The sequence below is a fragment of the Pseudoalteromonas sp. SMS1 genome, from assembly GCF_021530565.1.
GTDB lineage: Bacteria > Pseudomonadota > Gammaproteobacteria > Enterobacterales > Alteromonadaceae > Pseudoalteromonas.
Genome location: NZ_JAKGBI010000003.1, coordinates 344,716 through 369,459, shown reverse-complemented (window position 1 = coordinate 369,459; position 24,744 = coordinate 344,716). Strand labels below are relative to the sequence as shown.

Genomic DNA, 24,744 nt, shown 5'->3' with positions numbered 1-24,744 from the left:
TCACCTATTTTTTAGCCGACCTTCACTGCAATTGCATTGTCTTGATTTTGCTGCTTTCTAACCACGCGCTTGGTTCTGTCTACAACGTCACCAACAAGTTGACCACATGCGGCATCAATGTCGTCACCTCGGGTACGTCGTACAATACAGGTAAGACCAGCTGCTTGTAACACTTTTGAGAAACGATCGATACGACTGTTACTTGAACGGCCATACTCGTTGCCAGGGAATGGGTTAAACGGGATCAAATTAATTTTTGACGGCGTCCCTTTCAATACTTGAACAAGCTCATGTGCATGATCAGTACTATCGTTAACCCCTTGCAACATAACGTATTCAATCGTGACATCTTTATTAGCCTTCGAACCGTCAATATAACGACGACAAGCAGCTAAGAATTCTTCAATTGGGTATTTTTTGTTGATTGGTACAAGCTCGTCACGGAGTGGATTATTTGGCGCATGCAATGAAATGGCCAAAGCAACATCAATTTTTTCTTTCAAAATATCCAACGCAGGCACAACCCCTGACGTACTGAGTGTCACGCGTCGTTTAGACAAACCAAATGCCCAGTCATCCATCATCAGCTCCATCGCTGGCACCACATTGTTGATGTTAAGCAACGGTTCCCCCATCCCCATCATAACTACATTGGTAATTGGACGCTTGGTGCTATCGCCATTGTTAAGACCAATATCCGTCGCCACACGCCATACTTGACCTATGATTTCAGAAACTTTGAGGTTTCGGTTAAAGCCTTGCTGTGCTGTGGAGCAGAAAGTACACTCCAATGCGCAACCAACTTGTGAAGAAACACATAATGTCGCACGATCTTTCTCAGGGATCCAAACCGTTTCAACTTCCTGTCCGCCCTCTAAGATCATTGCATACTTTATTGTACCATCGCTTGCAACTTGCTTTACTGAGATCTCAGGCGCGATGATTTCACACTGGCTTTGCAGCTTTGCTCTTAACTTTTTATTGATATTGCTCATATCATCAAAGTTATCAATACCAAAATGGTATATCCACTTCATCACCTGATCGGCGCGGAATGGCTTTTCGCCAAATGAAGCAAATAATTCGCGCATCCCCTCGCGATTTAAATCTAATAGGTTAATTTTTTTCTCAGTCGTGGCCATGAAACAACCTCAGTTCAGGTGACGGATTGAACAACATAAATAAAAGCGCGCAATTGTACAAAAATCAATCAAACATCGCAATAATGTAATCGCTTTTAGAAACACCCCAATTGCTTTTAAAAACGATCAAGTTAATTGAAGAGATTAAAAAAGGGCCCGAGAGCCCTTTTTTTCTGCTCAGCTCGATATTAACGAGTACGTGGGCAGATCTCTTCATCGCTGAAGAAGTAAGCGATTTCGCGAGCAGCTGATTCAGGAGCGTCTGAACCGTGTACCGCATTCTCGTCGATGCTGTCTGCATAGTCAGCACGTAAAGTACCAGCTAGTGCTTCAGCAGGGTTAGTTGCACCCATGATTTCACGGTTTTTACGAACTGCATCTTCACCTTCAAGAACCTGAACCATTACTGGACCAGATGTCATGAATTCAACTAGTGCACCAAAGAAAGGACGCTCTTTGTGCTCTGCGTAGAAACCTTCAGCTTTCTCTTGAGAAAGGTGAACCATTTTAGAAGCAACGATCTTAAGACCAGCAGACTCAAAACGGTTGTAGATAGCACCGATGTGGTTTTTAGCTACCGCATCAGGCTTAACGATTGAAAAAGTACGCTCTAAAGCCATCTTTTTAGCTCCATTAATAATTGTTGATATTTACGGGCGCGAATTATACGCGCTTTATGACTAAAAGCCTACACTTTGCACCCGCTTTATTTAATTGGCGTGACGATAGCACCTTGCTAAACCTGATCTGAGTCAACATATCACAGCAAAATCTCACTTATACTGCGCCGCTTTTTAAGATCCCCAGCAGCTGGCTTGCACCCAGTTCAATGTATGAGGTTTAGTTATGTTTGTACCAGAACTACTTTCACCAGCCGGTAGTTTAAAGAATATGCGTTACGCTTTTGCGTATGGCGCCGACGCCGTTTATGCGGGTCAACCTAGATATAGTTTACGTGTCAGAAATAATGAGTTTGATTTAGCAAACTTAGAAATAGGCATCAATGAAGCCCACCAGCAAAATAAGAAGCTCTATGTGGTATCCAATATCGCACCACATAATAGTAAGGTAAAAACGTATCTAAGAGACATTGAGCCCGTCATCGCTATGCAGCCAGATGCGCTTATTATGTCAGATCCCGGTCTCATCATGCTCGTTCGTGACAAGTGGCCAGATATGCCTATTCACCTATCCGTACAAGCCAACGCAGTAAACTATGCCTCAGTTCAATTTTGGGCTAACCAAGGGATTGAACGTGTCATTCTGTCACGTGAGCTGTCACTCGAAGAAATCGCAGAAATCCGTACTCTTTGCCCAAATACTGAGCTAGAGGTATTTGTACATGGGGCTTTGTGTATGGCGTATTCAGGACGCTGCCTACTGTCTGGTTATATTAATAAACGAGATCCTAATCAGGGCACCTGTACTAATGCCTGTCGTTGGAGTTATGACGTTAAACCAGGTCAAGAAACAGTGCTTGGAGATGTTGTACACAAGGTCAACCCAAAAGACGTAATCCCAACACTGGGAGAAGGCCAGCCAACGGAGCAGGTTTTTATGCTTGAAGAGCAAGGCAGACCGGGTGAGTTTATGCCTGCATTTGAAGACGAACACGGCACCTATATTATGAATTCAAAAGATCTGCGTGCAGTTCAGTATGTTGACCAATTAACCAAAATGGGCGTACATAGTCTTAAAATAGAAGGAAGAACAAAGTCATTTTATTACGTCGCGAGAACCGCGCAAGTTTACCGCAAAGCCATAGATGACGCCGTCGCTGGTAAGCCATTTGATCCAAATTTATTGCGTACATTAGAAAACCTTGCCCATCGCGGGTACACCGAAGGATTTTTAAAGCGTCACGCACACCAGGATTATCAAAACTATGAATACGGCCATTCCGTGTCGGACAAACAACAGTTTGTAGGTGAAGTATTAGGCAGAAATAGCAATGGTCTTGTCGATATCGATGTAAAAAATAAGTTTTGTACTGGCCATAGTTTAGAACTCATGACACCGCAGGGAAATATCGCCTTTAACTTGGAGCATATGGAAAACCAAAAAGGTGAAACAATCCACGATGCCAAAGGCTCTGGCCACATCGTTAAAATCCCACTGCCAGAAGACATCAACCTTGAACATGCAATTTTGATGCGTAACTTGGGCAATCAGGAAGATACGCGTAACCCCTTTAAAAAGGCATAACTATGGCGCTGCTCATCACCAGCAAGTGTATTAATTGTGATATGTGTGATCCGGAGTGTCCAAATCAGGCCATTTATATGGGCAGTACAGTGTATGAAATCGATCCCGATAAATGCACTGAATGCGTCGGACACTACGACCAGCCAACTTGCGTGAGTGTTTGCCCAATTGACTGCATAAAACCCAACCCAGATCACCAAGAAAGCCTAGATACACTAGCTGAAAAGTACCTCAGACTAACAGGTCAATAAAACGCTTAACTTTCTGTTATCAGGCCCTTCTAATAAAACCATATGAAGGGCCCATTTCCAACCTTCTCACTCTTGCATTTTTGTTTATTATTCAGTCAATTTGTATCTATTTTTGTACAAAATATCACCATTAGTATGTTTACTCTTATTTTACAAATTTATTACTTACCGATATACAGTACATGGCAGTACAAAAAACAATCAAGAGGATACAACATGACACGACAATTAAACACAGGGGCAGTCTGTGCCCTGCTATTCACATCAGCACATTGTGCAGCACAAGGCCAACACTTAGACATCGCGCCTTTTCACTTTGATCAGGCTGATGTACACGCATTGGCCATCAACCCACTTGTACAAGTAGATGAAGCACAATTTATTTTTACCAATGAATTACTCAACGAGGATTGGCAAGCAGTACTATACAGTACCGCGCCGCACCTAATAGAACACCAAGAAGTACTCTTACACTGGGCTGGACACACCAGCATTAACCCCAAACTGCTGCTTGCACTTATGGAGCAAGCAAGCCAAGTACTTAGTAACCCAAATAAAACAGCCCTTGAACGTCCCTTTGCCAATTGGTCAAAGAAAACCGGGTTCGCAGCACAACTCGAAGATATCGCGTTAAGGTTAAGTCAACGCTTTTACGCATTTGAGTTGTACACAACCGAACATAAAACAGAGAAAAGTAACCCCTCAACCGCAGCACTGACTAGCCTATTAGGTAGTGGTAACGCGTTAGCTTCATTGGCAAAGCAGTACCAAGCCACATTCTCAACGGATTTATTTGCCCCTGAAAAAGTGAGATTTGAAACAGCTAATATTGCCCCTCAGGTCAACTTTTCAATGAATTTACCCTGGCCCTCAGGTTATGCTTGGTATAGTGGTGGTGCGCATTCCAACACGGGATCCGGATACCCGTATTCCTCTTTGGACTTTAACAATGGTTCTGGTGGTTGGGGATCCAATACACCATGGGTACAAGCCGCGCATGGTGGCACTGTGACACGGTATTCAGCGTGCAACATTCGAGTGACCCATTCAAGTGGCTATGCGACTCAGTATTACCATATGGATAATTTGCAATACAGCAGCGGAGACTATATCTCAGCAGGGGCATGGTTAGGGAGATATGCCAATAACCGCTCTATGGCGCTTTGCCAAGGTGGTCAATCTACAGGTCCGCACGTTCACTTTTCGCTCTTATACAATGGTCGTTTTATATCCTTACACAATACCTACATTAGCGGATATCGGATAGATGTTGGGAACTCCAACTACGATGATAATTGCTACCGTTTTTATTTTGAAAAGAATGGCTATAGAACCTGTGCTTGGTCAAGGCTTTATCGCTAGTCCACCACACTCAAAGTTTCAAGTAGTGTTAGAGTAACTACTTGAAACTTATTCATTACCAGTTCAACTCCTCTAAAACAGGCACAAAACCACGACTTTTTAACCACCATTTGATACTGCAAAAAACAAAATGAAAATTAAAGCTAAACTTATTGTGAAAAATATGTATATTTAAGGTAATAGGAACAATAAGAGGTTGTTGGACGAATGAATGCGATACAAGCAAGTAACAAGGAAGTTAGTCTTTTTGTTTTGACACACAAAGAAACCGATACTCAAGACATTGAGTTCATCCGCTTTGTAAAAATATTAGAAGCCACAAGCAATCACATTAAAATTGATACCCGTCTCCCTGAAACAGCATCACGCGATACACATCATTTATTTCTGGTTGATATCAGCCATAGGGAATGCCAAGATTTACTTAGTGCAGAAGTACATTTACTCGCCGCAAATCACAATGTGTTGTTATTTAATGCGCAGCCCCATCTTGTCAATGAACAGACTGCGCTGCTCGCGAATATTAAAGGCGTTATTTACCAAACTACGTCCGTTGAAAATATCTTTAAAGGGATACAACGTGTACTCAATGGCGAGCTGTGGTTTTGCCGGACTTCGATTTCAAAAGCATTTAACATGCTGATCAAACAGTTGCCTCAAACTACGCATGCTCTTTCTCCGGATGTCGAAGATACCGAGCTTGAATTACTCACGGCCAGAGAAAAGTCAGTCATTAAATTACTCGCCAACGGCGCGAAAAATGATGATATCGCCGATTCACTTAATATCAGTAGCCATACGGTCAAAACACACATTTATAGTGCATTTAAAAAAACCAATTCAAGAAATCGAATTGAGTTAGCCAATTGGGCGCAAAAACATATCCCCCTCAATACCAACACGATTCTGATGGGACGTCATTAAAATGCATGGGCGTGCCATACGCCCATGGTCGCTTTAAGTTGAAGACATGGATGATGATTTCGCCGACCAAACACCTTTTTCTATACCTTGATCAACTAACATTACCAATGCTTTTTCAATCGCTTGTGTTACACAAATATGCATAGGCTCGTTGTCACTGTATCCGGCTTCTGCTTCAGCCAATCGTTTATAACTGACATAACGGAAAAAACCGGCTCTCACTTCCATCGACAACACCTTTTTAGTTGTCGCCACTGACAGCAGTACTTGCCCTGTGCGCACATCCACAGCACGTAAGTAAATGGAGATCACATCTTCTCGATATAGTTCTGATGCCCCGATACCAAAATACTCCATCCCCAAACCGCCAGTTTTAACATTGGAGTCATAACTGATAATGCCCCCTTCAAAAATAATTTTGGCCATGGTGAGAGGCGGTAACTGCGCTGCGACTTTTTGATCATCACTCATCGCAGCGCGAGTGATTTTGCGCTCCGTTAATAAATTTTGTAGGCCTTCCCGCTCTACAGGTATAAACCAATCTGTTTCATGGAGCGCCTGAGTAAGAATCGAGTTTGCTCCCTGAGTCACCGCAGTGGAAAATGAGCTCACATTGTCTTTGGGTTTATACTGACCGGTTTGGTCGCGAAAGGAGTAAACTGCCACAGGGATCCGACCTAACGGCTCAGGCAACGCCTTGAGTGATTGAAATTGATGACTCTGTGACAACGCTTGCGGCAGACTCTGAGCAGGGGGAATAACAGAGCGCATCTGCGAACATCCACTGACGAAAACCAAGATTAAAAATACAACGACACTTCGCATTAGCCAAACCTCGGCACTTCAATAATTGTAGTATCACCATTGTTGATGTGCTTTATTTGCACGGTGATTGAGTCAGGTGTGCTAGTAATAACTTGAATTTCATATTCACCGCTGACAAATACCGAGTCTTCATTGAAGATACTGTCTTCCACATCATCACCAAAGGCCATATCAGAGATTTCTCTTACCATGCGATTGAGGTATGTGCGCTCTAGCGATTCTTGAAACCGCTCTCCATAGGACTTTTCGATCACAGGGGCACGATGTTTGTTTTGTGAGTTGGCTTTGTTAAGCAACATGCTGGCGTTTAAAGGATTCCCGCCAAACGACGGATTAATTGGTTTATATACAATCTCAGTTGCAGAAACCCAGCAAGATACAATTAAAAAAAGAGTCAGTGTTATTATTTTCATTATTACCATCCACTTTCAGCTAGATCTGGAGAGCGCTGCTGATACCGCTCGCTGGCCATTGCATCCATGACCGCAAATAAGGCTGTTTCAACTCGGTCATCTAACGACCCACCTCGGCGTCCCATTGCTGTGCTATACACAACGCGTCGGTTCATCATCACCTGCAACCGGGTGCCAGCCCGAGGCAATACAGTTTCTTTTATAATGATGTTTACACCCGAGGTGTTGGGCACATCACGCCACAATTGAGAAAAATCAAAGTAAAATTGGTAACCAAAGCGACTAATGCTCTGATCTATCACCAATCCCCCTAACTCATCCTCTTCATGTGCTGCGACTTGCCTTGCGTGAGCCTGAACACACACCAAGCTTAAAAAAAGTATTACGAATATTGATTTCATCCAAAGTAAGGGGCCAACAGGCCCCTCCTCATTACTGCTGAATGATTGTTGCTACGTTGTAGTCACCAACCTGTGTAATACTTAGGTTTTGACCATTACCTGCAATACCACCTTCAACCAGGTTGCCATTACCCGTTTGACTGATAGACACCACGTTGTCGTTACCACTTACAACAAAGCCACTCGACTCAATGCCAACAATAAAGTTGTTGTCACCCTCTTGGATCAGGTCAATCATGTTGTTGCTACCTTCAAGTAACAGGTCAATCGCATTCAGATCACCTGTTTGTGCAATATCAACTTGATTATTAGAGCTTGTCGCAACATAACCCATCGTGACAGCCGCACTGTTACCAATTTTGCGCTGTAGTAGCGTGATGTTGTTATCATTTGCTTCGATGCTTGGATCCGGCTCAGAAGTTTGGAATACAAACTCATTTTGATTGCCGTATTGGCCCACATCGATATCGTTATTGTCGCCGTTGAAAACAGCAATGTGCGTGTTGTTTTCCGAACCAGTTTGAATGGTATTTACTTCGTTGTTGTCACCAATCGCCCCAACGTATAGTACGTTTTGATTGCCAATTTGCTGTGACGCTGTGAACGCGTTGTTGTTACCAGAAACATCAACACTCACTTCAGACTCATCACCACTTTGACTCACGGTTACGTCATTGTCATCACCTTGGTATAATGCACTCACAAATTGGTTATTATTGCCTTCTTGGTCAATATTTAGGTCATTGTCTTCACCCACAATGCCAGCAATGGTGATGCTGTTATCATTACCTTCGCTTTGCTCCAATTCAATTTCGTTGTCATTACCTAGCACTTGCTCGATAACAACACGGTGATCATCACCTAGCTGAGTCACTTCAATTGAGTTTTCATTGCCTTCAATCGCTTTGAATTCAGATTTGTTGTAGTCACCTTCTTGCACTGTGGTAATCGTGTTTTGGTCACCACTGACGCTATCAATGTGTATTTCGTGCCAAGTACCCGCTTGCATGCCTGTAACCGCATTTTGGTTACCTTGCATATTTTTGTTGTAGTACCAGTGACCCCCTGAGTTTTGAGATACTTGCACATCATTCTCGTCACCCACAATTAGGTTTGTAACTTCATTATCAATACCTAAGTGACCAGCACCGCTTTGTGCAACCGCCACATTATTGAAGTTACCCGTTAACGTTGATTCAGCACCATGTGCCTCTCCACTTTGTACATAGCTTTGCGTGTTATTGTCACCCGTTGTCGACACAATAATGGCATGCTGTGTACCGGATTGATTAGTCACCGTTTCATTGTTGTCACCTACTGTAGTGACATTCGTTTGGTTACTTGTTCCTTCTTGAAAGCTCGCCAGTGTATTGCCTGATACAACCGCTTCTTGTTTGATCGTAAGTGCATTACCTGTTGTTAGACCACGTTCTAACTGGCTTAAATTTGAAGTAGATTGAGCTTTACCTGTTTCTTCGACTGTTTGAGCTGCTACAGACTGAGAGAATGCAATTGCCAACGCACAGCTAATTAATGATTTAGAAAACTTCACACTTTTCTCCTTAGTGTTTTTTTCGCGTTTGAAATGTGAGTATTTACCAATACATGCCCACGGTTACCACACTTAACTGCACCTAAACCTGTCGTTGCCATAACACGTTTTACTTAAGTTTTTGTAAACCGACATTCTATGCAAGAGCACTATTGAATTAATTTGACCTATTTTCGAAAATGCATTTATGAAAATAAATCAAGATGCGTCCTGTTCTTATTAGAAGCTCTGTAATTATTGATTCATCAGTTTTTGATCTACTTCATGATTATTTTATTCAGCACGAAATAAACTAAATACTGTGTCACGTATTCACTCTAATTGGCTACCAGCCGAAGATAAATGAGAAATTTTTTTGATTAAAAAACTAAATTAAGATCATTAACTTATAATTGTTTTTATAGTAAATACACTTTTCCCCGAAAATGTATACAAAAAAAGTATGAGTAAAATTACATCAACTTTTCATCACGATTCAGCAAAGAATTACCAAAAAAGTACCAGTCAATAAAAAAAACACGGCAGTAAAACCACAAAAAGTAATGAATTTTCAATATTGAACTAATTTCAATTTGATGTACCTCATTTCTATATATTAGGTTGGTACTCGTTGCCCAAAAACGATGCCGTCATCCGTTCTTAAAGAAGTCATAAAAAGGTAGCTATGTAGTCATACATCTACTTAGTCTGAACAACTAACATTTGGAAGAATGATGAAAACAAAATTTACAGCTTTAACAATGGCATTGATGCCACTGTTTGCGTTCACATCTCACGCTGCAATTCAAATTAACACGACCACTCAAACAGCAGATGACAGTGTCATTGTCGTGTTTAAGAATGACGCAACAGCAGAAATGCGTGCACAAGCACGTAGCTTGGTAAAAGCACGTATTTCAGATAGCAATGCGGATGAAAAGGATGATAACTATCAGAATGTTATTAATGGCCGCCTAGCGCATTTCAAATTAAATGGCATGACGTCTAAGCAGGCGATCCAAATGCTAGAAAAGCACCCAGCTGTTTCTTATGTAGAACCTAACTACACAGTTAAAGCCATGGCTTTACCAAATGATAGCCGCTTTGATGAATTGTGGGGCTTGCACAACACAGGTCAAACTGGCGGCACCAATGATGCGGATATCAACGCACCTGAAGCGTGGGACATTAGCATTGGCTCTCGTGACGTAATTGTCGGTGTTATCGATACTGGTGTTGACTACACTCACCCAGATCTCACTGCAAATATGTGGGTTAACCCAAATGAAATCGCAGGTGACGGCATTGATAACGATAACAATGGTTACGTTGATGATGTCTATGGTATCAATGCGATTACAAACAGTGGCGACCCAATGGATGACCAAGGCCATGGTACACACGTATCAGGTACAATTGGTGCAACTGGTAATAACAGTGAAGGGGTTGTGGGTGTTAACCACGAAGTATCCATCATCGGCTGTAAATTCCTAAATTCTTCAGGCAGTGGTTCTACAGCAGATGCAATCAAATGTATTGATTACATGGTGGCAATGAAAAATGCTGGCCACAATATCAGTATACTCAACAACAGTTGGGGTGGCGGTGGCTTCAGCCAAGCACTCTATGACTCAATTACAGCCAGTGAGCAAGCTGGTATTCTCTTCGTCGCTGCAGCAGGTAATGGTGCACGCGATAACGACATCTCGCCCAGTTACCCTGCAAGTTATGATCAAGACAGCGTTATGGCGATTGCATCAACAACACATACCGATGCGATGTCCTCATTCTCTCAGTGGGGCCTGACATCTGTTGATATGGGCGCACCAGGTAGCGATGTACTTTCAACAGTGCCAGGGGGTGGTTATGCATCATTCTCCGGGACATCAATGGCAACACCACATGTTGCGGGTGCTGCAGCACTTGCGCTGTCAGTCAATCCAAGCCTAACAACATTAGAGTTGAAAGAGCTACTGATGCAATCAGGTAAAAGTATTGCTGCATTAGATGGAAAAACCGTCTCTGGTAAACGCTTAGATGCGCATCAAATGCTGATCGATGCCGACCCGACACCAGGCTTTAGAGTGGTTGCGACACCAGTATCTCAAGAGGTAACAGCAGGGCAAACTGCTGACTATCAGCTCACATTCACTTCAGTTGCAAACTGGCAAGGTGACATTGACCTGTCAGCCGCTGGCGGCTTAAATGGTGTCACCCTGTCAAAAACAACTGTGACACCGGGTGAAACAGCGGTACTGAGCGTGGCAACAACTGCCGAGACGCAATGGGGCAGCTACAACTTCACTGTCGACGCTGTTTCTGGCGAGTTAAGTCAGCAAAAACTACTTAAATTAGATGTACTCCCAGCTGGGTTGAGAGACTTCGTTTACGACAACACGACCAGTGTTGCCATTCCTGATAATGATCAAGCAGGCGTTACCTCAACAATCACGATTGCAGACGATGTCACTATTTTTGGTAGTAGCACAGCGCTGAATATTAGCCACACTTACATTGGCGACCTACTTGTTACATTAACATCACCAGCGGGCACTGTTGCCACACTGCATAACAGAACGGGTGGTAGCGCAGATGATATCGTAAGTAGTATCAGCTCTGATGCATTTAATGGCGAGACTGCTGCTGGGGATTGGCTACTAAAAGTGGTTGATAATGCAAACTTAGACTCAGGTACATTAAACAATTGGTCAATTACGTTAACGGGAATTGGAGAGGTATCAGAAGTGCCACCAGTTGCTGGATTCGCATTCACTAAAAATGGCCTAGACGTGACGTTTACAGACACCAGTACTGATGCAAATGACGATATTGTTAGCAGAGCCTGGGATTTCGGTGATGGTAATACAAGTACAGCGATAAACCCTGTGCATGCATATGCAGCCTCAGGTGACTACCAGGTCGCGCTTACGGTTACAGACAGTCAAGGTAATACAAATACATCAACTCAAACTATCTCGGTTAGCTCAGATAACCCTCAGTTAGAAGTTGTACGAGTTAACAAATCTCGTCTTGGGTCAATTCGCGTAGAGCTTGCTTGGACGGGCACCAGCGCCGACCAAGTCACTATTTACCGCGATGGTGAAGCAATCAGAACGGTTAACAACACGGGTAAATACCGTGATTTCTCACGCAATGCAGCTGCAACGAGCTACACGTATAAAGTGTGTCAGTTAGGTGATATTTGCTCAGAAGAAGTAACTGTTAACTTTCAATAAGTAACGCTGTCAGGGGGGATACACTCCCCTGACTGTCTCTGCACGGTTACTGTGGCCGTGCAGACTTAAACACGGCTTTCAGGTTAGCGTATTCGGCACCGCCAAGACGCGCCAGTGGATCTAGCTTAAGCGCATCCACTTTACTGCGGCCCTTTTCGTCCAGTTGAATGATCTCATCGTCGATGTATGCCTGTGTCACCTCAACAAAGACCAGCTTCATAGGCAATTCCCCCATTTCAACGACCTGATGGAGTTTACAACCAAAGGCGACTTTCGCTTTTTCAATTCTGGGTAAACCAAAGCCAGAAAATTCCACTAAACGAAGGTCGAGTAAATCGAGTTCAGATTGGTCGTTTGGCAAAGTTGCTGCTGACTGTGTCACGTCATGCGCCAGCTCACTGTCCGCAATATGAATGACCAGCTCATTATTTTCTTCTACATTAACTACAGAATCTTTGTATTCACCCGACGGCTTTTGTCCGACCGCGTACATTAAAATAGCCGGGTCTGAGCTAATGGCGGTAAAATAAGAAAAAGGCGCCAAATTCAGCGTACCTTGCGTGTTTTTTGATAAAACCCATGCGATGGGTCTTGGCACAACCGTTTGGGTCAAGGTGTGATAGATCCGATTTGGCGAAAGGTCTTTGAAGTTTAAAATCATTGATATACCTAAGCACAAATGAAAACTAGCATAAGGGAGCACAGTGCATTTGTATATGGGGTTTTATCGCCAATCTATACCAACGTTGTTGAAATAAGATGCGCACTCTACACTTAACAGTAGACTTTTATGACACCTGAGAACCCCCTATGGCATCACTGGCGCAAGCATTGAGTGACTTTAAACATTCCTATGAACAGTCAGCACCTCCAGAAATATTAGAGACTCTCAGTCGCAACATTTCGCTCCTGCAAGAGCAGCGCACTTTAAGAGCGAGTCCCAAAGTTTCTGAGCCAATGCCAGATGGCACACTCTACGATAATAGTGGACAAGCGATCTCATTGACCACACTGTTACAGCGGCCACTGATCATTACCTTTGTTCGTGGAGGGTGGTGTCCTTATTGTATGCTTGAACTACGCGCTTGGGAGCAGCTTATTGCCGAACAACCGTCCATGCCGAACCTCATCGCAGTATCGGGTGAAACCCTCAGCTTTACCAAGCAGGTCCAACTAGATAACGCGCTCAGCTTTCCACTATTACTCGATCCCAACTTTACTGTGATGGAGAAGTTTGGGTTAGTTTATGAGATCAATGATGCACTCAAAGCCGTGCTGTTAAAATGGGGGGTGGATCTTTTGGAGCGGACCGCACGAACAGAATTTGCTTTGCCAATCCCTGCCACTTATATTGTCGATACTTCGGGCACGGTGCAATATGCATTTATAGAAGAGGACTACACGTCACGTGCTGAGCCGATGGATGTTTTAGCGGTATACCAACAGCTTCTACAAGCAGAAAAATAACCCTGACAACGCCGATAAATCAGCGTCGCACGCTCTTACAATACGGTTACTGCGCAATGGGCAGCGTTATCACAAAACAAGCACCATTTTGTTCTACAGGCGTTTGCAATTCAATTTTTCCATTAAATTCCGTTTTAATAATGTTATAGACTCGGCTAAGCCCGAGTCCCCCTCCTCCTTGGTTGAGTGCTTGGGATGCAAAAGGGATAAAAATATTCCCTTCAATACTAGGCGCAATGCCGCTACCATTATCGCGGTAGGTCATCACAATCGCTTGGAGGTGTTCATCTTCGCGTGCCTCTAGCCAAATATGACCACTTTCTTGGGATGCAAAACCATGTTTTAGCGAGTTTTCAATTAACTTTGTTAATACCTCATCGATGGCCTCTGTCGAGCCGGATAACAGTAGCCCAGCTTTCACATCAATATCCAACTGGATGTTCTTTCTTCCTAGCGTCGCAGCAAACTTTTCAACAATTTGCAGCGTTAAAGGCGCCAATTGAAATGCCCCTCTTTCGAGCTCTACATCATGGCTATAATGTAGACTTTGAAAACGCTCACTTAAACTCAGCAGTTTTTTAAGGCTCGCGTCATTAGACACAAGACTCAATTGGATCACGTCTAGACTGGCTAATAGCTCAGATTTTTTAAGCTGATCATGTTCAATTGCATACAAAAGCTGTTCAACTTTAGATGCTATTGTGGTCTCGGCGGTGGCAATATTGCCAAGTGGCGTATTGATTTCATGTGCCATTCCAACCACCATGCTCGTCATGGACACCATTTTTTCAGCCTCGATCAATTCATGTTGGGTTTGCTTTAATGCCTGTAACGAGTCTTGGAGCTTGTCGGTTTTTTCCGTTAATGCTTGGTTCGTATTTTGCAGCTCAGCAGTTTTCAGCGCGACTTTCTCATCTAGGGTCATATTGGATGCTTTGAGCTTTTGTTCCGCTTCCTTGAGATCCGTAATGTCCGTAATTACCCCTTCGATATGTAACTGATTCTCACTGTACCCACCCCGCTCTATCATCCAACGAATATGGCCATCATGATGAATCACACGATAAACCACTTTAAAGCGACCTTGTGTGTCCAAGGCCTCTTGAATTACCTGCCACACCATGCCTTGATCATCGGGATAAATAATATCAGCAAATGCCAATGATTTATTGTTGATGAAATCATCGGCTTGATAACCCGTCGCAAACTCCACCGCGCCATTTAAGTAAAGCATGGTCCAGTACTTGTCATTTTTGCAGCGATAAACAATCGAAGGAATTTTATCCACTAAGGTCTCATAGCGTTGCTTTTCTTCTGCTAATGACTGCGATGCATCTTTTAAATGTTTCACATATGCCTTATTGCGCCGATGAAAGTAGGCAAATAAAAGCGTTAATATCATCACTTCCGCCGCGATACTAACTAAGGCCATCGTTTGCAAAGCCGTAAACGCGCTTTTTATTTTGTCCATTGCCGGTTGCAATGGCATTGAAGTGAGCAGCACCCACCCCTGAGAGTCAATGATAGACATGGTGTATAACCGCTGTTTATGCACCAAATACGACTCATTGTGTGACCACAACTTTTGATAGGCATCGCGCCAATCACTGGCCAATTGCGATGTGACCAAGTGCTTATTCCCGCTACTTTGTAACAACTTGTCGATATCAGAAGCCACAATATTGTTTTTATCATTGAGTAAAATAAATTCACTCTGCGGGTGCCCGTTTAGTATCTGCGCGTTATCAAGCAAGCTTTGTAACGTGATGTCGTGGCCAACCGCACCACGCCAAACTCCTTCAACGTATACTGGAGTGACCGCAGACAACATCAATAACCGAGGGACCGGATCTTGAACCAACGGTGTCCAATACGTCTGTGGCGGAGCATTTGGAATAAGCCAGTGGCTGTTAATGTAACTAAAACCTTGTTGCGCTTTGAAGATAAAATCAGGCTCCTGCGGCCAATAAATGACAATGCCCCCATCTTCATTCATAAACCAGGTGTCGGAGAACTGACTCGATAATGCACCTTGACCAAATGCTTCCACGGTCTCCTTCGCAATCATCAGTATGCGAGACTTTTCTGCACTCATGGAGACGCCGGCAGGTACAAAAATCCCAGCTTGAGTCAGGCCATCGAAATCGGATTTTCGCGTTCGAATAGAGCCATCAGAATAAGGCTGAACAATACGTGCTAATGCTTGTGAAGAGGTGTTGGTGCGCCGTGCAAGCTGCTTGGCTAGGGTATTGGCCAATCGATAGGATGACGCTGACGCATCACGTAGCCGCAGCTCAATTTGCTCAGCAATAAAACTCGCCTGCCACGCGCGTTGTTCCTTAATTTCAAAAAGCTCTTTTTCAATTAATTTAGATTGCTCTCGAATACTAAAAACGAGCAAAATGGCCAGCACTAAAAAGGCAGACACTGCGGGCAAAAACCAAGGGGTTGGACGATACTTTATGCTCATTATCGCCCAACTATTTTCTGCGTAACACAAAGCGGAGGCAATACATCAATCATAACCCTCAACGACTTAACAGCAAAAAGCATAGGCTTGTATTTTATCTCGACAGTGCACCGTCAAGCAGGGACATGTCCACTGAGCTCAGCTTGTTACTTCGGCAAGTACTTAGTCTATTAATCATTGACAAAAATAATGAATTTTCAACCCTAAGTTATGAAATGGTTTGCATATTGCCTATACCTTTGCCACTTTATATGCGAAATCACGCCCATTCTTGTGCCTTACGGCGCAATAGCATGTAACTTTTTATCTGAGTTAACTTTTCGCTGGCTCGGATAGCCTGTTTCCACAAACACCTTTAAATCTAACAAAATATTTGCAAACGCTTTATACAAACCAAGCTTTAATATGGGGTAAAGTAGCTTGCCGACAAGCTTTAGAGTCACTTGACTATGCCAATGTATTAGGGTGTTCCCATCAGCAGTTGAAGTTAATCTGATGGTTACTTTATTTTTCACAATGGGCAATTGAGGCCCTCGCTCTTTGACGGGGATTACTTCAAAAACTAGCGTACGCGCCGCTTCATCGTACCTAAGAATATTCTCCACTGCATGAAACGGATTGTCGTGATTCTCTAAATTGCATACCCGTCCAGCCACGGGGGTTTCGCCTTTGAGTCCATGGTTGATTTCATAGCTGTGTACAACACCACTCATCCACTTATAAGCAGTCGCAAACTCTTCAGCGATGATTGTCCAAACCTGTGAGACAGGTGCGTTAATTGTCTGTTTATTATGTACGTTCATGTAGATACCCACTGTTAATTTAATTGCCAAAGGCACGCTTTGGTGTAACTATAAATGGACTAAAAAAGTTACGATACAGATAATAACGGAACATCACGTTGCAAAAATCGAACATCAATTGGCAGGACCTGCATTATTTTTTGGCCATGGTGAGAAGCGGCAGTGCCCGTGCAACTGCGCAACAGTTAGGCACGAGTCATTCCACCATTACACGACGAATAGACCAATTAGAGTCAAGTTTAGGGACTAAATTGTTTCAAAGGGACGTGTCAGGATTCACGTTAACGGAACAAGGAGAAACTTTAGTGCATTTTGCAGAGCAAGCCGAGTCAACCATTGGCACCGCATACAATCTGATACACGGGTTGGATGCCCAACTCAGTGGGGCAATTCGTGTCACCACATCAGATGCCATTGCAAACCATTTACTGATGCCTATGATCACCACTTTTAGTCAATCATACCCTGACATCGATGTAGAAGTTGTGCTATCAAGTCAGGTCATTGATTTAAATGATCGAGATGTCGATATTGCATTGCGTATTTTGCCCAATAATAAGATGCCACCAGAACCTTTAATTGGACGTATGGTAGGAAAAATAGCCACCTGTTACTACGCCACCCCAGCCTACTTAACCGCGCATGACCCATGGTCTGAAAACAGCTTAGCTAAACTCATCGGTTGGGGAGAATTGGGACGCTTTCCTGAGTGGATTAAAACTTCTCCTTTTGCACACTTAGGCACGGTTTGTCGTTTAAACCACTCAGCGATGCAAGTCGAAGCCGCCAAATCCGGTTTAGGCATTGCTCGCCTGCCTTGCTTTATCGGTGATAAAACCGCTGGGCTGATCAGAGTGCCCAAATGCACGCCTGACATTGCTTTTGATATTTGGATGCTGTCACACCATGACTCCAGAGAAGTGGCGCGGATCCGCGCCTTTAAAACACAGCTGGTAGACTTGTTCACCACTCAGAAAGCGCTACTGCTAGGAGACCATTAATTATCGCAAAACCAATTTATGAATCGTCAGCTGCGCGTGACCACCAGCTTGGTCCGTCAAGTCCGGTACAAAATATAACGCGGTAACCGAGGATTTAACGACACCGTGATCTTCCGACCAAACAGGTGTCCACTCTGGGCGTGTAAAACGTGTGACATCCACATGCTCAGAAGTGGGGCTGAGGGCTGTTGGCAAAACAACTTGATAATGGGCATAGCTTTTGTCACCCGCACCACCATATTCTTTTTGCGATAACTTAATTACCAATGGTTTATCACTTTGATAAGTTAATTCAATGGTCGATATACCCTTCAAATTACCAGCGGGGATGTCATAGATGAGCTCTACCCAAGAGTTGTTAGCTTTATCCACTCGTGGGACCCTATCAAACGCAATTTTTACACGCGAATCTTGGACCAATGGTTCATTTAAAATGGCCTGACTGCCATGCGGATCTGTCGCATAACGCCAATTAGCCTGTTCGAATTTCTGTCCAGATACATGACTCGTGCAGCCTGCTAAAAATAGCAAACTACAGAAAGAAATGGTGCGCATTTTCTTTTCCCTATTTATTTTTTAATGATAGTAATTAACCCCATTGCGCTTAAAAAGAAAATTGCGCTAAGCAACCGCATAACGGGGTAGCTCAACTAAACGCGCGCTCCGGTGACAGACACTATTTGTGTTTTCAACCAATTAATGGCCTGATCATCTTTATTCCTGATATTCCAATAGAGCTTCATCGCATAGCCTTTTATCGCACAAGGCGTTTCAAATTCCGTCACGTTAAATCGAGATGTAACCGCGTGGATAAATTTGCGCGGTGCGGTAAAAATGGCATCACTGTCCTCCACGATATAGGGGGCACTCGAAAAGTTTGCCACTTTGTACTGCACGATACGTGCTAGGCCGGCGTCTGCCAGCGCATCATCTACCATCCCTTTAATGTCTTTCCCTGTGCCGCCAGTATATGGGGATACTGACAAAAAGCTTGGACGGTATCAGACGACTTTAAAAGTGGATGTCCATGTCGAACGATAGAAACAAATTCATCCCGATACAATGTCGTCACCATTAGACTCGGGTGGTTTGACTCCATGACACTGATAGAAAAGTCAACCTCGCCACTTTCTATCTGACTGGCGAAGCCTCGTTTATCTAACTTCGTAAATACCACCCGCGTATTAGGCGCGATGCGGCTAAGGTGAGTCAGCAAAGGTCCTGCAAGCATCTGCTCTACTAAATCACTGGTTGCAATATAAAAAACACGAGAAGACGTTGCGGGATCAAACTGCTCTTGAAACAAAATGTGTTTTTCAAAATCATTCAACCAACGCTCAAGTTGAGGTTTAAGCGCTTCGGCCCTTGGGGTCAATACCAACTGGTTACCTTGACGGATAACCAGTCCATTGGCGCTAGCAGACGACATATTAATAGTGATGTCGGACACCGTACAAATGACTTTAAAAAATGCTTCAAACTACGACACAGGTGTCTATCTAAATGAGTTAATGGAACCGGTCAAATTATTTTTAGAAGCTGGCCATACACTCACATTTGCATCACCTAAGGGCATGGCGCCAAGGCTGGATCCTGTGTCTGATACTCCCGAACACTTTTTAACTGAAAGCCAAGAAAACTACGCTGCACACAAAGCGCTCTTTAATCAGTTAATGATTGACGATAAAACACATAGCCCCGTTGTGAGCTTCTCTCGTATCGAGCAAATCGGCATTGGACAGTTTGATGCCGTATTTGTCCCCGGCGGCCATGCTCCTCTTGGCGACTTAGTCAGTAATGAACAGCTCGGTCAGTTTTTACGCCACTTTAATGCCAAGCAAAAACCTACGGGGCTCGTTTGCCATGGCCCTGTGGCACTACTCTCAGCTTTACCAAATGCACAGCAGTTCGAACAGCAAATGAAATCAAACGGCAAGGCCAAAGCCGCTCAGGGTTGGGTATACGATGGCTATAAAATGACTACTTTTAGCAACTCAGAAGAAGCTGTTGCGACAAAGTATTACTTAGGAGGTGATGAACTCTTTTATTGGCCACAAGATGCACTTACCAAAGCTGGTGGCCAATACTCTCGCGCAGAACAAGATTGGCAGCCCCATATCGTGATCGGCCGAGAACTCATCACTGACCAAAATAATAAATCCTCTGTGGGTGTCGCCAAAGCGTTACTCGCAAAGCTGGACTAACCCACACACCCTTTTTATCACATCATTTTTGGAGTAAATCATGACACAAACAGTATTAGTAACCGGTTCCAACAGTGGCTTTGGCTATTTAATTGCAAACACCTTAATTGCGGCTGGCTATCAAGTTATTGGCACTATGCGCGACCCGAAAGGGCGCAATGCGTCAATTGCTCACGAGCTTAAAGCAAAAGGGGTTAAAATTATCGACATAGATGTGACCGACGATCACAGTGTGGCAGCTGGTGTTGAGTTGGCACTGTCGCAGACAGACCAAATCGATGTGCTCATCAATAACGCAGGCGTGGGTACACTGGGATGGCAAGAAAGTTTTAATATCGAAGACCTTAAACGTGTATTTGATATCAATGTGTTTGGTGTACAAAGAATGACACGGGCAGTTTGTTTTACCCTTCCTTGGCGCTTATAACGCGACTAAGCATGCTGTTGAAGGCCTAGCAGAAAACTATCGTGTAGAGCTTTCGCAATTCGGTATTCAATCTCTCATTGTTCAACCCGGAGGGTTTGGCACTGACTTTGGTGCAAACTTATTAAGGTCTAGCGATACACAAGTGACCCAAAGTTATGGCGAATTAGCAGATGCGCCAGAGCAAATGTGGGCAGGCACAGAACAAGGGCATGATGCAGAGGATGCGCCAAGTCCACAAATGGTGGCTGACCGCGATACTTCGTTTGCTACAAACGCCTTCAGCTGAGCGTCCATTTAGAACCACCGTGGACGGTACAGGTTTAAACTCGGTGATTGAGTCTGTCAATCACGCGACCGAAGAAGCCATGCAGCACATCTATGGCCTTTACGGCATGAACAACCTACTTGCACTCAAGCAACGCTAAATGAAACCTAAGATTGAGAATTAAAGTAGCCACATTGTGTCCCTACCAATGACGACGTGATGTTTAATGTGGCTACTTTTTTGATTCATCTACCAATTCACAGTTCGGTTAGATCGGCATGTTGCTTAAACACCGCTTCTAGTTCACTCATTTTAAATGGCTTGCCAAGATGACCATTCATGCCAATGGCAAAGTATTTGTCTATTTCTGACTGCATGACGTTGGCCGTCAAGGCGATGATCGTCAGGGTTTCTGCATCATAGGTTTGCCTGATCTTTTTCGTGGCTTCAACCCCATCCATAACTGGCATCTGGATATCCATAAACACCATATCAAACGCACCATCGCAGCCGTGAACAATATCCACGGCCTCTTGCCCATTAATTGCGACTTCAACGGCCAACCCTTCAATGCGGTCAAGCAGTTTCAGCGCCACAATTCGATTGATTTCATTGTCTTCAACCAACAACACTTTCAGTTGAGAGCCCTGTAAAACCTCTGAAGAAGTATGCCCTGTCGGTTGTGGCGGCTGCTCACTAAAATCCTGGTGATGTGTCGACGCCGAATGCGTATTGGCAGACTGGTGTACGGCGTCACTAGGGCGCGTTAACACATCTATTAAGTCTCTTTTTAACAGTGGTTTATACAAAATTGGATAGGTTAAATCTGTCTTGATAAATTCTTCTGTATGCGCAGTGTAAATTACCACTTTATTGGGCAAGATATCGAGGCTTTCTAGCTTTTTCAGTAACTCATTAGCCTCATAATCAGGGAGTACCCAGTCAAGCAGTAAAATATCAAATTGCGACTCTGTTAAGCGCAATTGCGCTTCACTGCCGCTCGTCGCGCCTGTAATAGCCAATCCCAAAGAGCGCGCAATGTTGGTACTTACCTCTAAATAAATTGGGTCGTCTTCAACGATTAACATCGACCCCCGTATTTCTGTTAACTCTTCTGGTTGCGCCGCTTTTACAGTATCCAATGGCAGAGTTACTCTGAACAGTGACCCCTGTCCAAGGGTACTTTCTACGTGTATTTCACCATGCATCAGCTCAGTCAGTAATTTACAAATCGTCAGCCCTAACCCAGTGCCTCCGTACTTACGCGTGGTTGATGACTCTGCTTGCGTAAAGCGCTCAAATAACATCGCCACCTTATCTTCTGCAATACCAATACCGGTGTCGATAATGGAGATTTCGACCCACTCTTTATCTTGCTCTTTACGCTTTTTGCGCACATTAAGGGTAACCGTTCCCTCTTCTGTAAACTTGACGGCATTGGACGCAAAGTTCAGCATAATCTGATTAATTCTCACCGGATCGCCCACATACTGCTCATTAAGATGTGGGTCCAGATCAAATATCAACTTAATGCCTTTAGTATTGGCAATTGGGGTGATCAGTGATCGCAGGTTGTCGAGTAAGTCATCAAATTGAAAAGCGACATGCTCTATATGCAACTTTTTAGATTCTATCTTAGAAAAGTCTAAAATATCGTTGATGATCGTTGTCAGAGCATTAGCCGAAAAGCGTACCTTTTCAAGGTAGTTTCGCTGTATCGCTGTAAGTTCCGTGTTCAGTAAAATGTCTGTCAGTCCTAGGATGCCATTCATTGGTGTACGAATTTCATGGGACATGTTCGATACAAATAGAGACTTGGTTTCAGCGGCCTGGTTAGCCAATTGATTAGCTTTTTTCAAATCCATCATCAAACGAGCCAACGCAGTGATCACCAATAAAAAGACCACTGCCAAAAGCAGCATAATAGAACGCATCATCGACCAGTATGTACTTTTGATATTCTCTGCCAGTAGCTGGTTATCTTTTAAAATGACACGAGATATCTCACTTTGTTGAATGGGCACTAATAAGTTTGAGGCCTGCAGCGCATTTTCTAACACAAACTCAACATGAAGTCGCATTATCCTAAATCTAGGCTGTGTTTTTTCAAATTGCGCAAGCGTTGGCAAAATTGCTTCAAGTCGTGCTTTAACACGTTCAATGACAGGAATGGAATTAGTCACCGACAAGTTTGAAACAAGCGATACCACTTCACTGATAATGTTCTGTGATTGCGGCGCATATTCCGCGTGCTCTAATTCTTGTTTCGCGATGTATCGGTAGGAAGTTTTTAGCATCGAGGCCAGTTGCATATAGGTGTCGATAGTCACCTGAAACTTATCTAACTCTGTGGCCACCTCTTGGCTCAATAAGTTGTTTAAATCTAACTCGTTGAGATAGCGTTCAAATTCTAATTGCTTTTGCGCGTGCCGGTCAAAATGATAAATATTGCTATCCATCGCAGAGAGCGTTTCGAGTGATAGCTCCGTGGCCACTAAATTGAGGCGGCTTTTTAATTCCAACTCGTGTTGGTGTCGGTTAAGAAGGTGGTAGGCATCAATGGCGGCAAAGCCAAAAAACCAAATCAACCCCAGCAGTATTGCTTCGATTAGATATTTCACTCTGTCAAAGACCTCGGTAATTCACCAGAAAAAGCATGTAAAAGTGCCTCAATATCTGCGACATCCTCGTCACTGAGCTCTAGGCCCAATTGCCCTCTTGCCATTATGCGAATTGCATCAGCCAACTCATCCACTGACCCATTGTGAAAATAAGGAGCGGTGTTGGCGACATTTCTCAAGCTTGGTACTTTAAATACAAATTTATCTTGTTCATTCTTAGTCAATTCATATCGGCCAAAATCGTCTTGCAAACTCGTCGGAACTCTGTCTAACCGACCTATTTTTTGATACAGATTGCCACCAATATTGCGCCCCTGATGGCAAGTGACACAGCCATAATTTACAAACTTGTCATATCCTCTTTTTTGTTGAGGGCTCAGCGCATTGGTATCACCGAGTAAAAACGCATCAATCGGGGTATTTTCGGAAACCAAAGACTCTTCAAAAGCCACAATGGCTTTGATAATGTTGTGTTCTGTGATCCCCTCTTCAGAGAGGGCATTAAAGCTACTGACAAAACCAGGCTGAGCACTGAGCTTTTCAATTACTTGTGCCCAGTTAGTGCCCATTTCAAGTGGATTATGGATAGGTTGAGGTGCTTGTTCTAATAAGTCAGAACTACGTCCATCCCAAAACTGGCGAAAGTTGAAAACCGCATTTATCACCGTTGGAGAATTGCGGTCGCCCAGTTGCTGCTTGATACCCACTGAAACAGGAAACCCATCATCTCCCCCGTTATACAAGTCGTGACACGAGGCACAAGACGTGGAGTTATCGGCCGACAGCAGTGGGCTTTTGAATAGCGCCTTGCCGAGTTTTGCCCAAGCTAAGTCGTATTCCATCACCTTAGGTAATGGCTGGATCGGCGCATCGACGTCACGCGCCAAAAATCGCATTTTGATGGCGCTGCGCTCTGTATTTTGCTTCCAACGATATTTTTGCTCTGCCGTAAAGAACTGAAGTACGAGGCTAAGGCAAATACAAAGTAGCAGCCCAGTGATCAGCAACACATATCTTGTACTCATTTATACATCCTTGCTGAACTCTTATTTCGTCTATGATTCGATACCAGTAAGTATAGACACAACACATCCAAGTGCTTGTTTAATTTGTGAACTGAGTTACATCATCTTAGTGTGATTTTAGTTGCGCTGAGCCAGCCTAAGACACGTTATTCAACCCCTGTCACGCTAATT

General features: G+C 43.7%; 23 protein-coding genes and 1 pseudogene. 10 read left to right on the top strand and 14 right to left on the bottom strand.

The genetic code is table 11. From position 1 onward, the window contains the following. Positions 1–11: 11 nt before the first annotated feature. A complete protein-coding gene (locus L1286_RS05345) occupies positions 12–1,142 on the bottom strand; it encodes a bifunctional tRNA (adenosine(37)-C2)-methyltransferase TrmG/ribosomal RNA large subunit methyltransferase RlmN (RefSeq protein ID WP_235405869.1) in 1,131 nt (376 codons plus the stop codon). A gap of 188 nt (positions 1,143–1,330) precedes the next feature. Continuing rightward, entirely contained in the window at positions 1,331–1,762 is a 432-nt protein-coding gene (gene ndk / locus L1286_RS05340; RefSeq protein WP_063358800.1) for a nucleoside-diphosphate kinase, read from the bottom strand. 226 nt (positions 1,763–1,988) lie between these two features. Here ndk and trhP point away from each other — a divergent pair, with 226 nt between their 5' ends. The 4 genes from trhP to L1286_RS05320 all read left to right on the top strand — a co-directional run bounded on the left by trhP (position 1,989) and on the right by L1286_RS05320 (position 5,884). Continuing rightward, positions 1,989–3,347: a prephenate-dependent tRNA uridine(34) hydroxylase TrhP gene (gene trhP / locus L1286_RS05335; RefSeq protein ID WP_235405868.1), complete on the top strand. Its 1,359-nt coding sequence runs from the start codon at positions 1,989–1,991 to the stop codon at positions 3,345–3,347. Between the two features lie 2 nt (positions 3,348–3,349). Next, positions 3,350–3,598 (top strand): YfhL family 4Fe-4S dicluster ferredoxin, encoded by a 249-nt coding sequence (locus L1286_RS05330; protein ID WP_235405867.1) that lies wholly within the window; start codon positions 3,350–3,352, stop codon positions 3,596–3,598. Positions 3,599–3,814: 216 nt separating this feature from the next. Continuing rightward, positions 3,815–4,960, top strand: a complete 1,146-nt coding sequence (locus L1286_RS05325) for a M23 family metallopeptidase (RefSeq protein ID WP_235405866.1) — start codon at positions 3,815–3,817, stop codon at positions 4,958–4,960. Positions 4,961–5,167: 207 nt separating this feature from the next. Continuing rightward, the gene (locus L1286_RS05320) at positions 5,168–5,884 is read left to right on the top strand and encodes a helix-turn-helix transcriptional regulator (RefSeq protein WP_235405865.1); all 717 of its coding nucleotides are present in this window, start codon (positions 5,168–5,170) and stop codon (positions 5,882–5,884) included. A 33-nt stretch (positions 5,885–5,917) separates the two neighbouring features. Here L1286_RS05320 and L1286_RS05315 read toward each other — a convergent pair whose 3' ends face one another. The 4 genes from L1286_RS05315 to L1286_RS05300 are packed head-to-tail and all read right to left on the bottom strand — an operon-like array spanning position 5,918 to position 9,075. Then, positions 5,918–6,709, bottom strand: a complete 792-nt coding sequence (locus tag L1286_RS05315) for a CsgG/HfaB family protein (RefSeq protein ID WP_235405864.1) — start codon at positions 6,707–6,709, stop codon at positions 5,918–5,920. Beyond that, entirely contained in the window at positions 6,709–7,131 is a 423-nt protein-coding gene (locus tag L1286_RS05310; RefSeq protein ID WP_235405863.1) for a curli assembly protein CsgF, read from the bottom strand. Before L1286_RS05310 ends, L1286_RS05315 begins: the two co-directional genes overlap by 1 nt. Then, on the bottom strand, positions 7,125–7,523 hold the full coding sequence (locus tag L1286_RS05305; RefSeq protein ID WP_235405862.1) for a curli production assembly/transport protein CsgE: 399 nt from the start codon (positions 7,521–7,523) through the stop codon (positions 7,125–7,127). Before L1286_RS05305 ends, L1286_RS05310 begins: the two co-directional genes overlap by 7 nt. 31 nt (positions 7,524–7,554) lie before the next feature. After that, entirely contained in the window at positions 7,555–9,075 is a 1,521-nt protein-coding gene (locus L1286_RS05300) for a curlin (RefSeq protein ID WP_235405861.1), read from the bottom strand. Between the two features lie 713 nt (positions 9,076–9,788). Here L1286_RS05300 and L1286_RS05295 point away from each other — a divergent pair. Beyond that, positions 9,789–12,290 (top strand): S8 family serine peptidase, encoded by a 2,502-nt coding sequence (locus tag L1286_RS05295; RefSeq protein ID WP_235405934.1) that lies wholly within the window; start codon positions 9,789–9,791, stop codon positions 12,288–12,290. Between the two features lie 46 nt (positions 12,291–12,336). Here the strand turns inward: L1286_RS05295 and L1286_RS05290 are convergent, their stop codons facing one another. Further along, the gene (locus tag L1286_RS05290) at positions 12,337–12,951 is read right to left on the bottom strand and encodes a flavin reductase family protein (RefSeq protein WP_235405860.1); all 615 of its coding nucleotides are present in this window, start codon (positions 12,949–12,951) and stop codon (positions 12,337–12,339) included. 149 nt (positions 12,952–13,100) lie between these two features. On the opposite strand from L1286_RS05290, the gene L1286_RS05285 reads away from it, so the two are divergent. Further along, positions 13,101–13,757, top strand: a complete 657-nt coding sequence (locus L1286_RS05285; protein ID WP_235405859.1) for a peroxiredoxin-like family protein — start codon at positions 13,101–13,103, stop codon at positions 13,755–13,757. A gap of 46 nt (positions 13,758–13,803) precedes the next feature. Here L1286_RS05285 and L1286_RS05280 read toward each other — a convergent pair whose 3' ends face one another. Both L1286_RS05280 and L1286_RS05275 read right to left on the bottom strand, forming a co-directional pair. Then, positions 13,804–16,227, bottom strand: coding sequence for an ATP-binding protein (locus L1286_RS05280; RefSeq protein WP_235405858.1), 2,424 nt, complete (start codon positions 16,225–16,227; stop codon positions 13,804–13,806). 278 nt (positions 16,228–16,505) lie between these two features. Further along, on the bottom strand, positions 16,506–17,030 hold the full coding sequence (locus L1286_RS05275) for an SRPBCC family protein (protein ID WP_235405857.1): 525 nt from the start codon (positions 17,028–17,030) through the stop codon (positions 16,506–16,508). Positions 17,031–17,128: 98 nt separating this feature from the next. Here L1286_RS05275 and L1286_RS05270 point away from each other — a divergent pair, with 98 nt between their 5' ends. After that, positions 17,129–18,031: a LysR family transcriptional regulator gene (locus L1286_RS05270; protein ID WP_235405856.1), complete on the top strand. Its 903-nt coding sequence runs from the start codon at positions 17,129–17,131 to the stop codon at positions 18,029–18,031. Here the strand turns inward: L1286_RS05270 and L1286_RS05265 are convergent, their stop codons facing one another. From L1286_RS05265 to L1286_RS24215, 3 genes are all read right to left on the bottom strand, one after another. Next, positions 18,032–18,586: a hypothetical protein gene (locus L1286_RS05265; RefSeq protein ID WP_235405855.1), complete on the bottom strand. Its 555-nt coding sequence runs from the start codon at positions 18,584–18,586 to the stop codon at positions 18,032–18,034. It abuts the gene before it with no gap. 95 nt (positions 18,587–18,681) lie between these two features. After that, positions 18,682–18,969: a hypothetical protein gene (locus L1286_RS05260; RefSeq protein ID WP_235405854.1), complete on the bottom strand. Its 288-nt coding sequence runs from the start codon at positions 18,967–18,969 to the stop codon at positions 18,682–18,684. Next, the gene (locus L1286_RS24215; RefSeq protein WP_235405853.1) at positions 18,963–19,481 is read right to left on the bottom strand and encodes a LysR substrate-binding domain-containing protein; all 519 of its coding nucleotides are present in this window, start codon (positions 19,479–19,481) and stop codon (positions 18,963–18,965) included. The genes L1286_RS05260 and L1286_RS24215 overlap by 7 nt, the downstream gene beginning before the upstream one ends. A gap of 7 nt (positions 19,482–19,488) precedes the next feature. On the opposite strand from L1286_RS24215, the gene L1286_RS05250 reads away from it, so the two are divergent. The 3 genes and pseudogenes from L1286_RS05250 (at position 19,489) to L1286_RS05240 (ending at position 21,087) form a co-directional block, all read left to right on the top strand. Continuing rightward, complete coding sequence (locus tag L1286_RS05250; RefSeq protein WP_235405852.1) at positions 19,489–20,235, top strand: type 1 glutamine amidotransferase domain-containing protein; 747 nt, start codon at positions 19,489–19,491, stop codon at positions 20,233–20,235. Positions 20,236–20,275: 40 nt separating this feature from the next. Then, positions 20,276–20,948, top strand: a pseudogene (locus L1286_RS24285) (SDR family NAD(P)-dependent oxidoreductase). Next, positions 20,833–21,087, top strand: coding sequence for a hypothetical protein (locus tag L1286_RS05240; protein ID WP_235405850.1), 255 nt, complete (start codon positions 20,833–20,835; stop codon positions 21,085–21,087). The pseudogene L1286_RS24285 and the gene L1286_RS05240 overlap by 116 nt, the downstream one beginning before the upstream one ends. 97 nt (positions 21,088–21,184) lie before the next feature. On the opposite strand, the gene L1286_RS05235 is transcribed toward L1286_RS05240, so the two are convergent. Continuing rightward, entirely contained in the window at positions 21,185–23,548 is a 2,364-nt protein-coding gene (locus L1286_RS05235) for a hybrid sensor histidine kinase/response regulator (protein ID WP_235405849.1), read from the bottom strand. Then, positions 23,545–24,573, bottom strand: coding sequence for a cytochrome-c peroxidase (locus tag L1286_RS05230; protein ID WP_235405848.1), 1,029 nt, complete (start codon positions 24,571–24,573; stop codon positions 23,545–23,547). The genes L1286_RS05235 and L1286_RS05230 overlap by 4 nt, the downstream gene beginning before the upstream one ends. Positions 24,574–24,744: the final 171 nt, after the last annotated feature.

What these genes read in the sequence shown, in the direction of transcription:
- trhP (WP_235405868.1), top strand. Translation starts at nt 1,989, where the DNA reads ATGTTTGTACCAGAACTACTTTCACCAGCCGGTAGTTTAAAGAATATG.
- L1286_RS05315 (WP_235405864.1), bottom strand. Translation starts at nt 6,709, where the DNA reads ATGCGAAGTGTCGTTGTATTTTTAATCTTGGTTTTCGTCAGTGGATGT.
- L1286_RS05330 (WP_235405867.1), top strand. Translation starts at nt 3,350, where the DNA reads ATGGCGCTGCTCATCACCAGCAAGTGTATTAATTGTGATATGTGTGAT.
- L1286_RS05305 (WP_235405862.1), bottom strand. Translation starts at nt 7,523, where the DNA reads ATGAAATCAATATTCGTAATACTTTTTTTAAGCTTGGTGTGTGTTCAG.
- L1286_RS05230 (WP_235405848.1), bottom strand. Translation starts at nt 24,573, where the DNA reads ATGAGTACAAGATATGTGTTGCTGATCACTGGGCTGCTACTTTGTATT.
- L1286_RS05310 (WP_235405863.1), bottom strand. Translation starts at nt 7,131, where the DNA reads ATGGTAATAATGAAAATAATAACACTGACTCTTTTTTTAATTGTATCT.
- ndk (WP_063358800.1), bottom strand. Translation starts at nt 1,762, where the DNA reads ATGGCTTTAGAGCGTACTTTTTCAATCGTTAAGCCTGATGCGGTAGCT.
- L1286_RS05290 (WP_235405860.1), bottom strand. Translation starts at nt 12,951, where the DNA reads ATGATTTTAAACTTCAAAGACCTTTCGCCAAATCGGATCTATCACACC.
- L1286_RS05345 (WP_235405869.1), bottom strand. Translation starts at nt 1,142, where the DNA reads ATGGCCACGACTGAGAAAAAAATTAACCTATTAGATTTAAATCGCGAG.
- L1286_RS05280 (WP_235405858.1), bottom strand. Translation starts at nt 16,227, where the DNA reads ATGAGCATAAAGTATCGTCCAACCCCTTGGTTTTTGCCCGCAGTGTCT.
- L1286_RS05295 (WP_235405934.1), top strand. Translation starts at nt 9,789, where the DNA reads ATGAAAACAAAATTTACAGCTTTAACAATGGCATTGATGCCACTGTTT.
- L1286_RS05240 (WP_235405850.1), top strand. Translation starts at nt 20,833, where the DNA reads ATGCGCCAGAGCAAATGTGGGCAGGCACAGAACAAGGGCATGATGCAG.
- L1286_RS05265 (WP_235405855.1), bottom strand. Translation starts at nt 18,586, where the DNA reads ATGCGCACCATTTCTTTCTGTAGTTTGCTATTTTTAGCAGGCTGCACG.
- L1286_RS05260 (WP_235405854.1), bottom strand. Translation starts at nt 18,969, where the DNA reads ATGGTAGATGATGCGCTGGCAGACGCCGGCCTAGCACGTATCGTGCAG.
- L1286_RS05250 (WP_235405852.1), top strand. Translation starts at nt 19,489, where the DNA reads ATGACTTTAAAAAATGCTTCAAACTACGACACAGGTGTCTATCTAAAT.
- L1286_RS05325 (WP_235405866.1), top strand. Translation starts at nt 3,815, where the DNA reads ATGACACGACAATTAAACACAGGGGCAGTCTGTGCCCTGCTATTCACA.
- L1286_RS05275 (WP_235405857.1), bottom strand. Translation starts at nt 17,030, where the DNA reads ATGAACGTACATAATAAACAGACAATTAACGCACCTGTCTCACAGGTT.
- L1286_RS05320 (WP_235405865.1), top strand. Translation starts at nt 5,168, where the DNA reads ATGAATGCGATACAAGCAAGTAACAAGGAAGTTAGTCTTTTTGTTTTG.
- L1286_RS05285 (WP_235405859.1), top strand. Translation starts at nt 13,101, where the DNA reads ATGGCATCACTGGCGCAAGCATTGAGTGACTTTAAACATTCCTATGAA.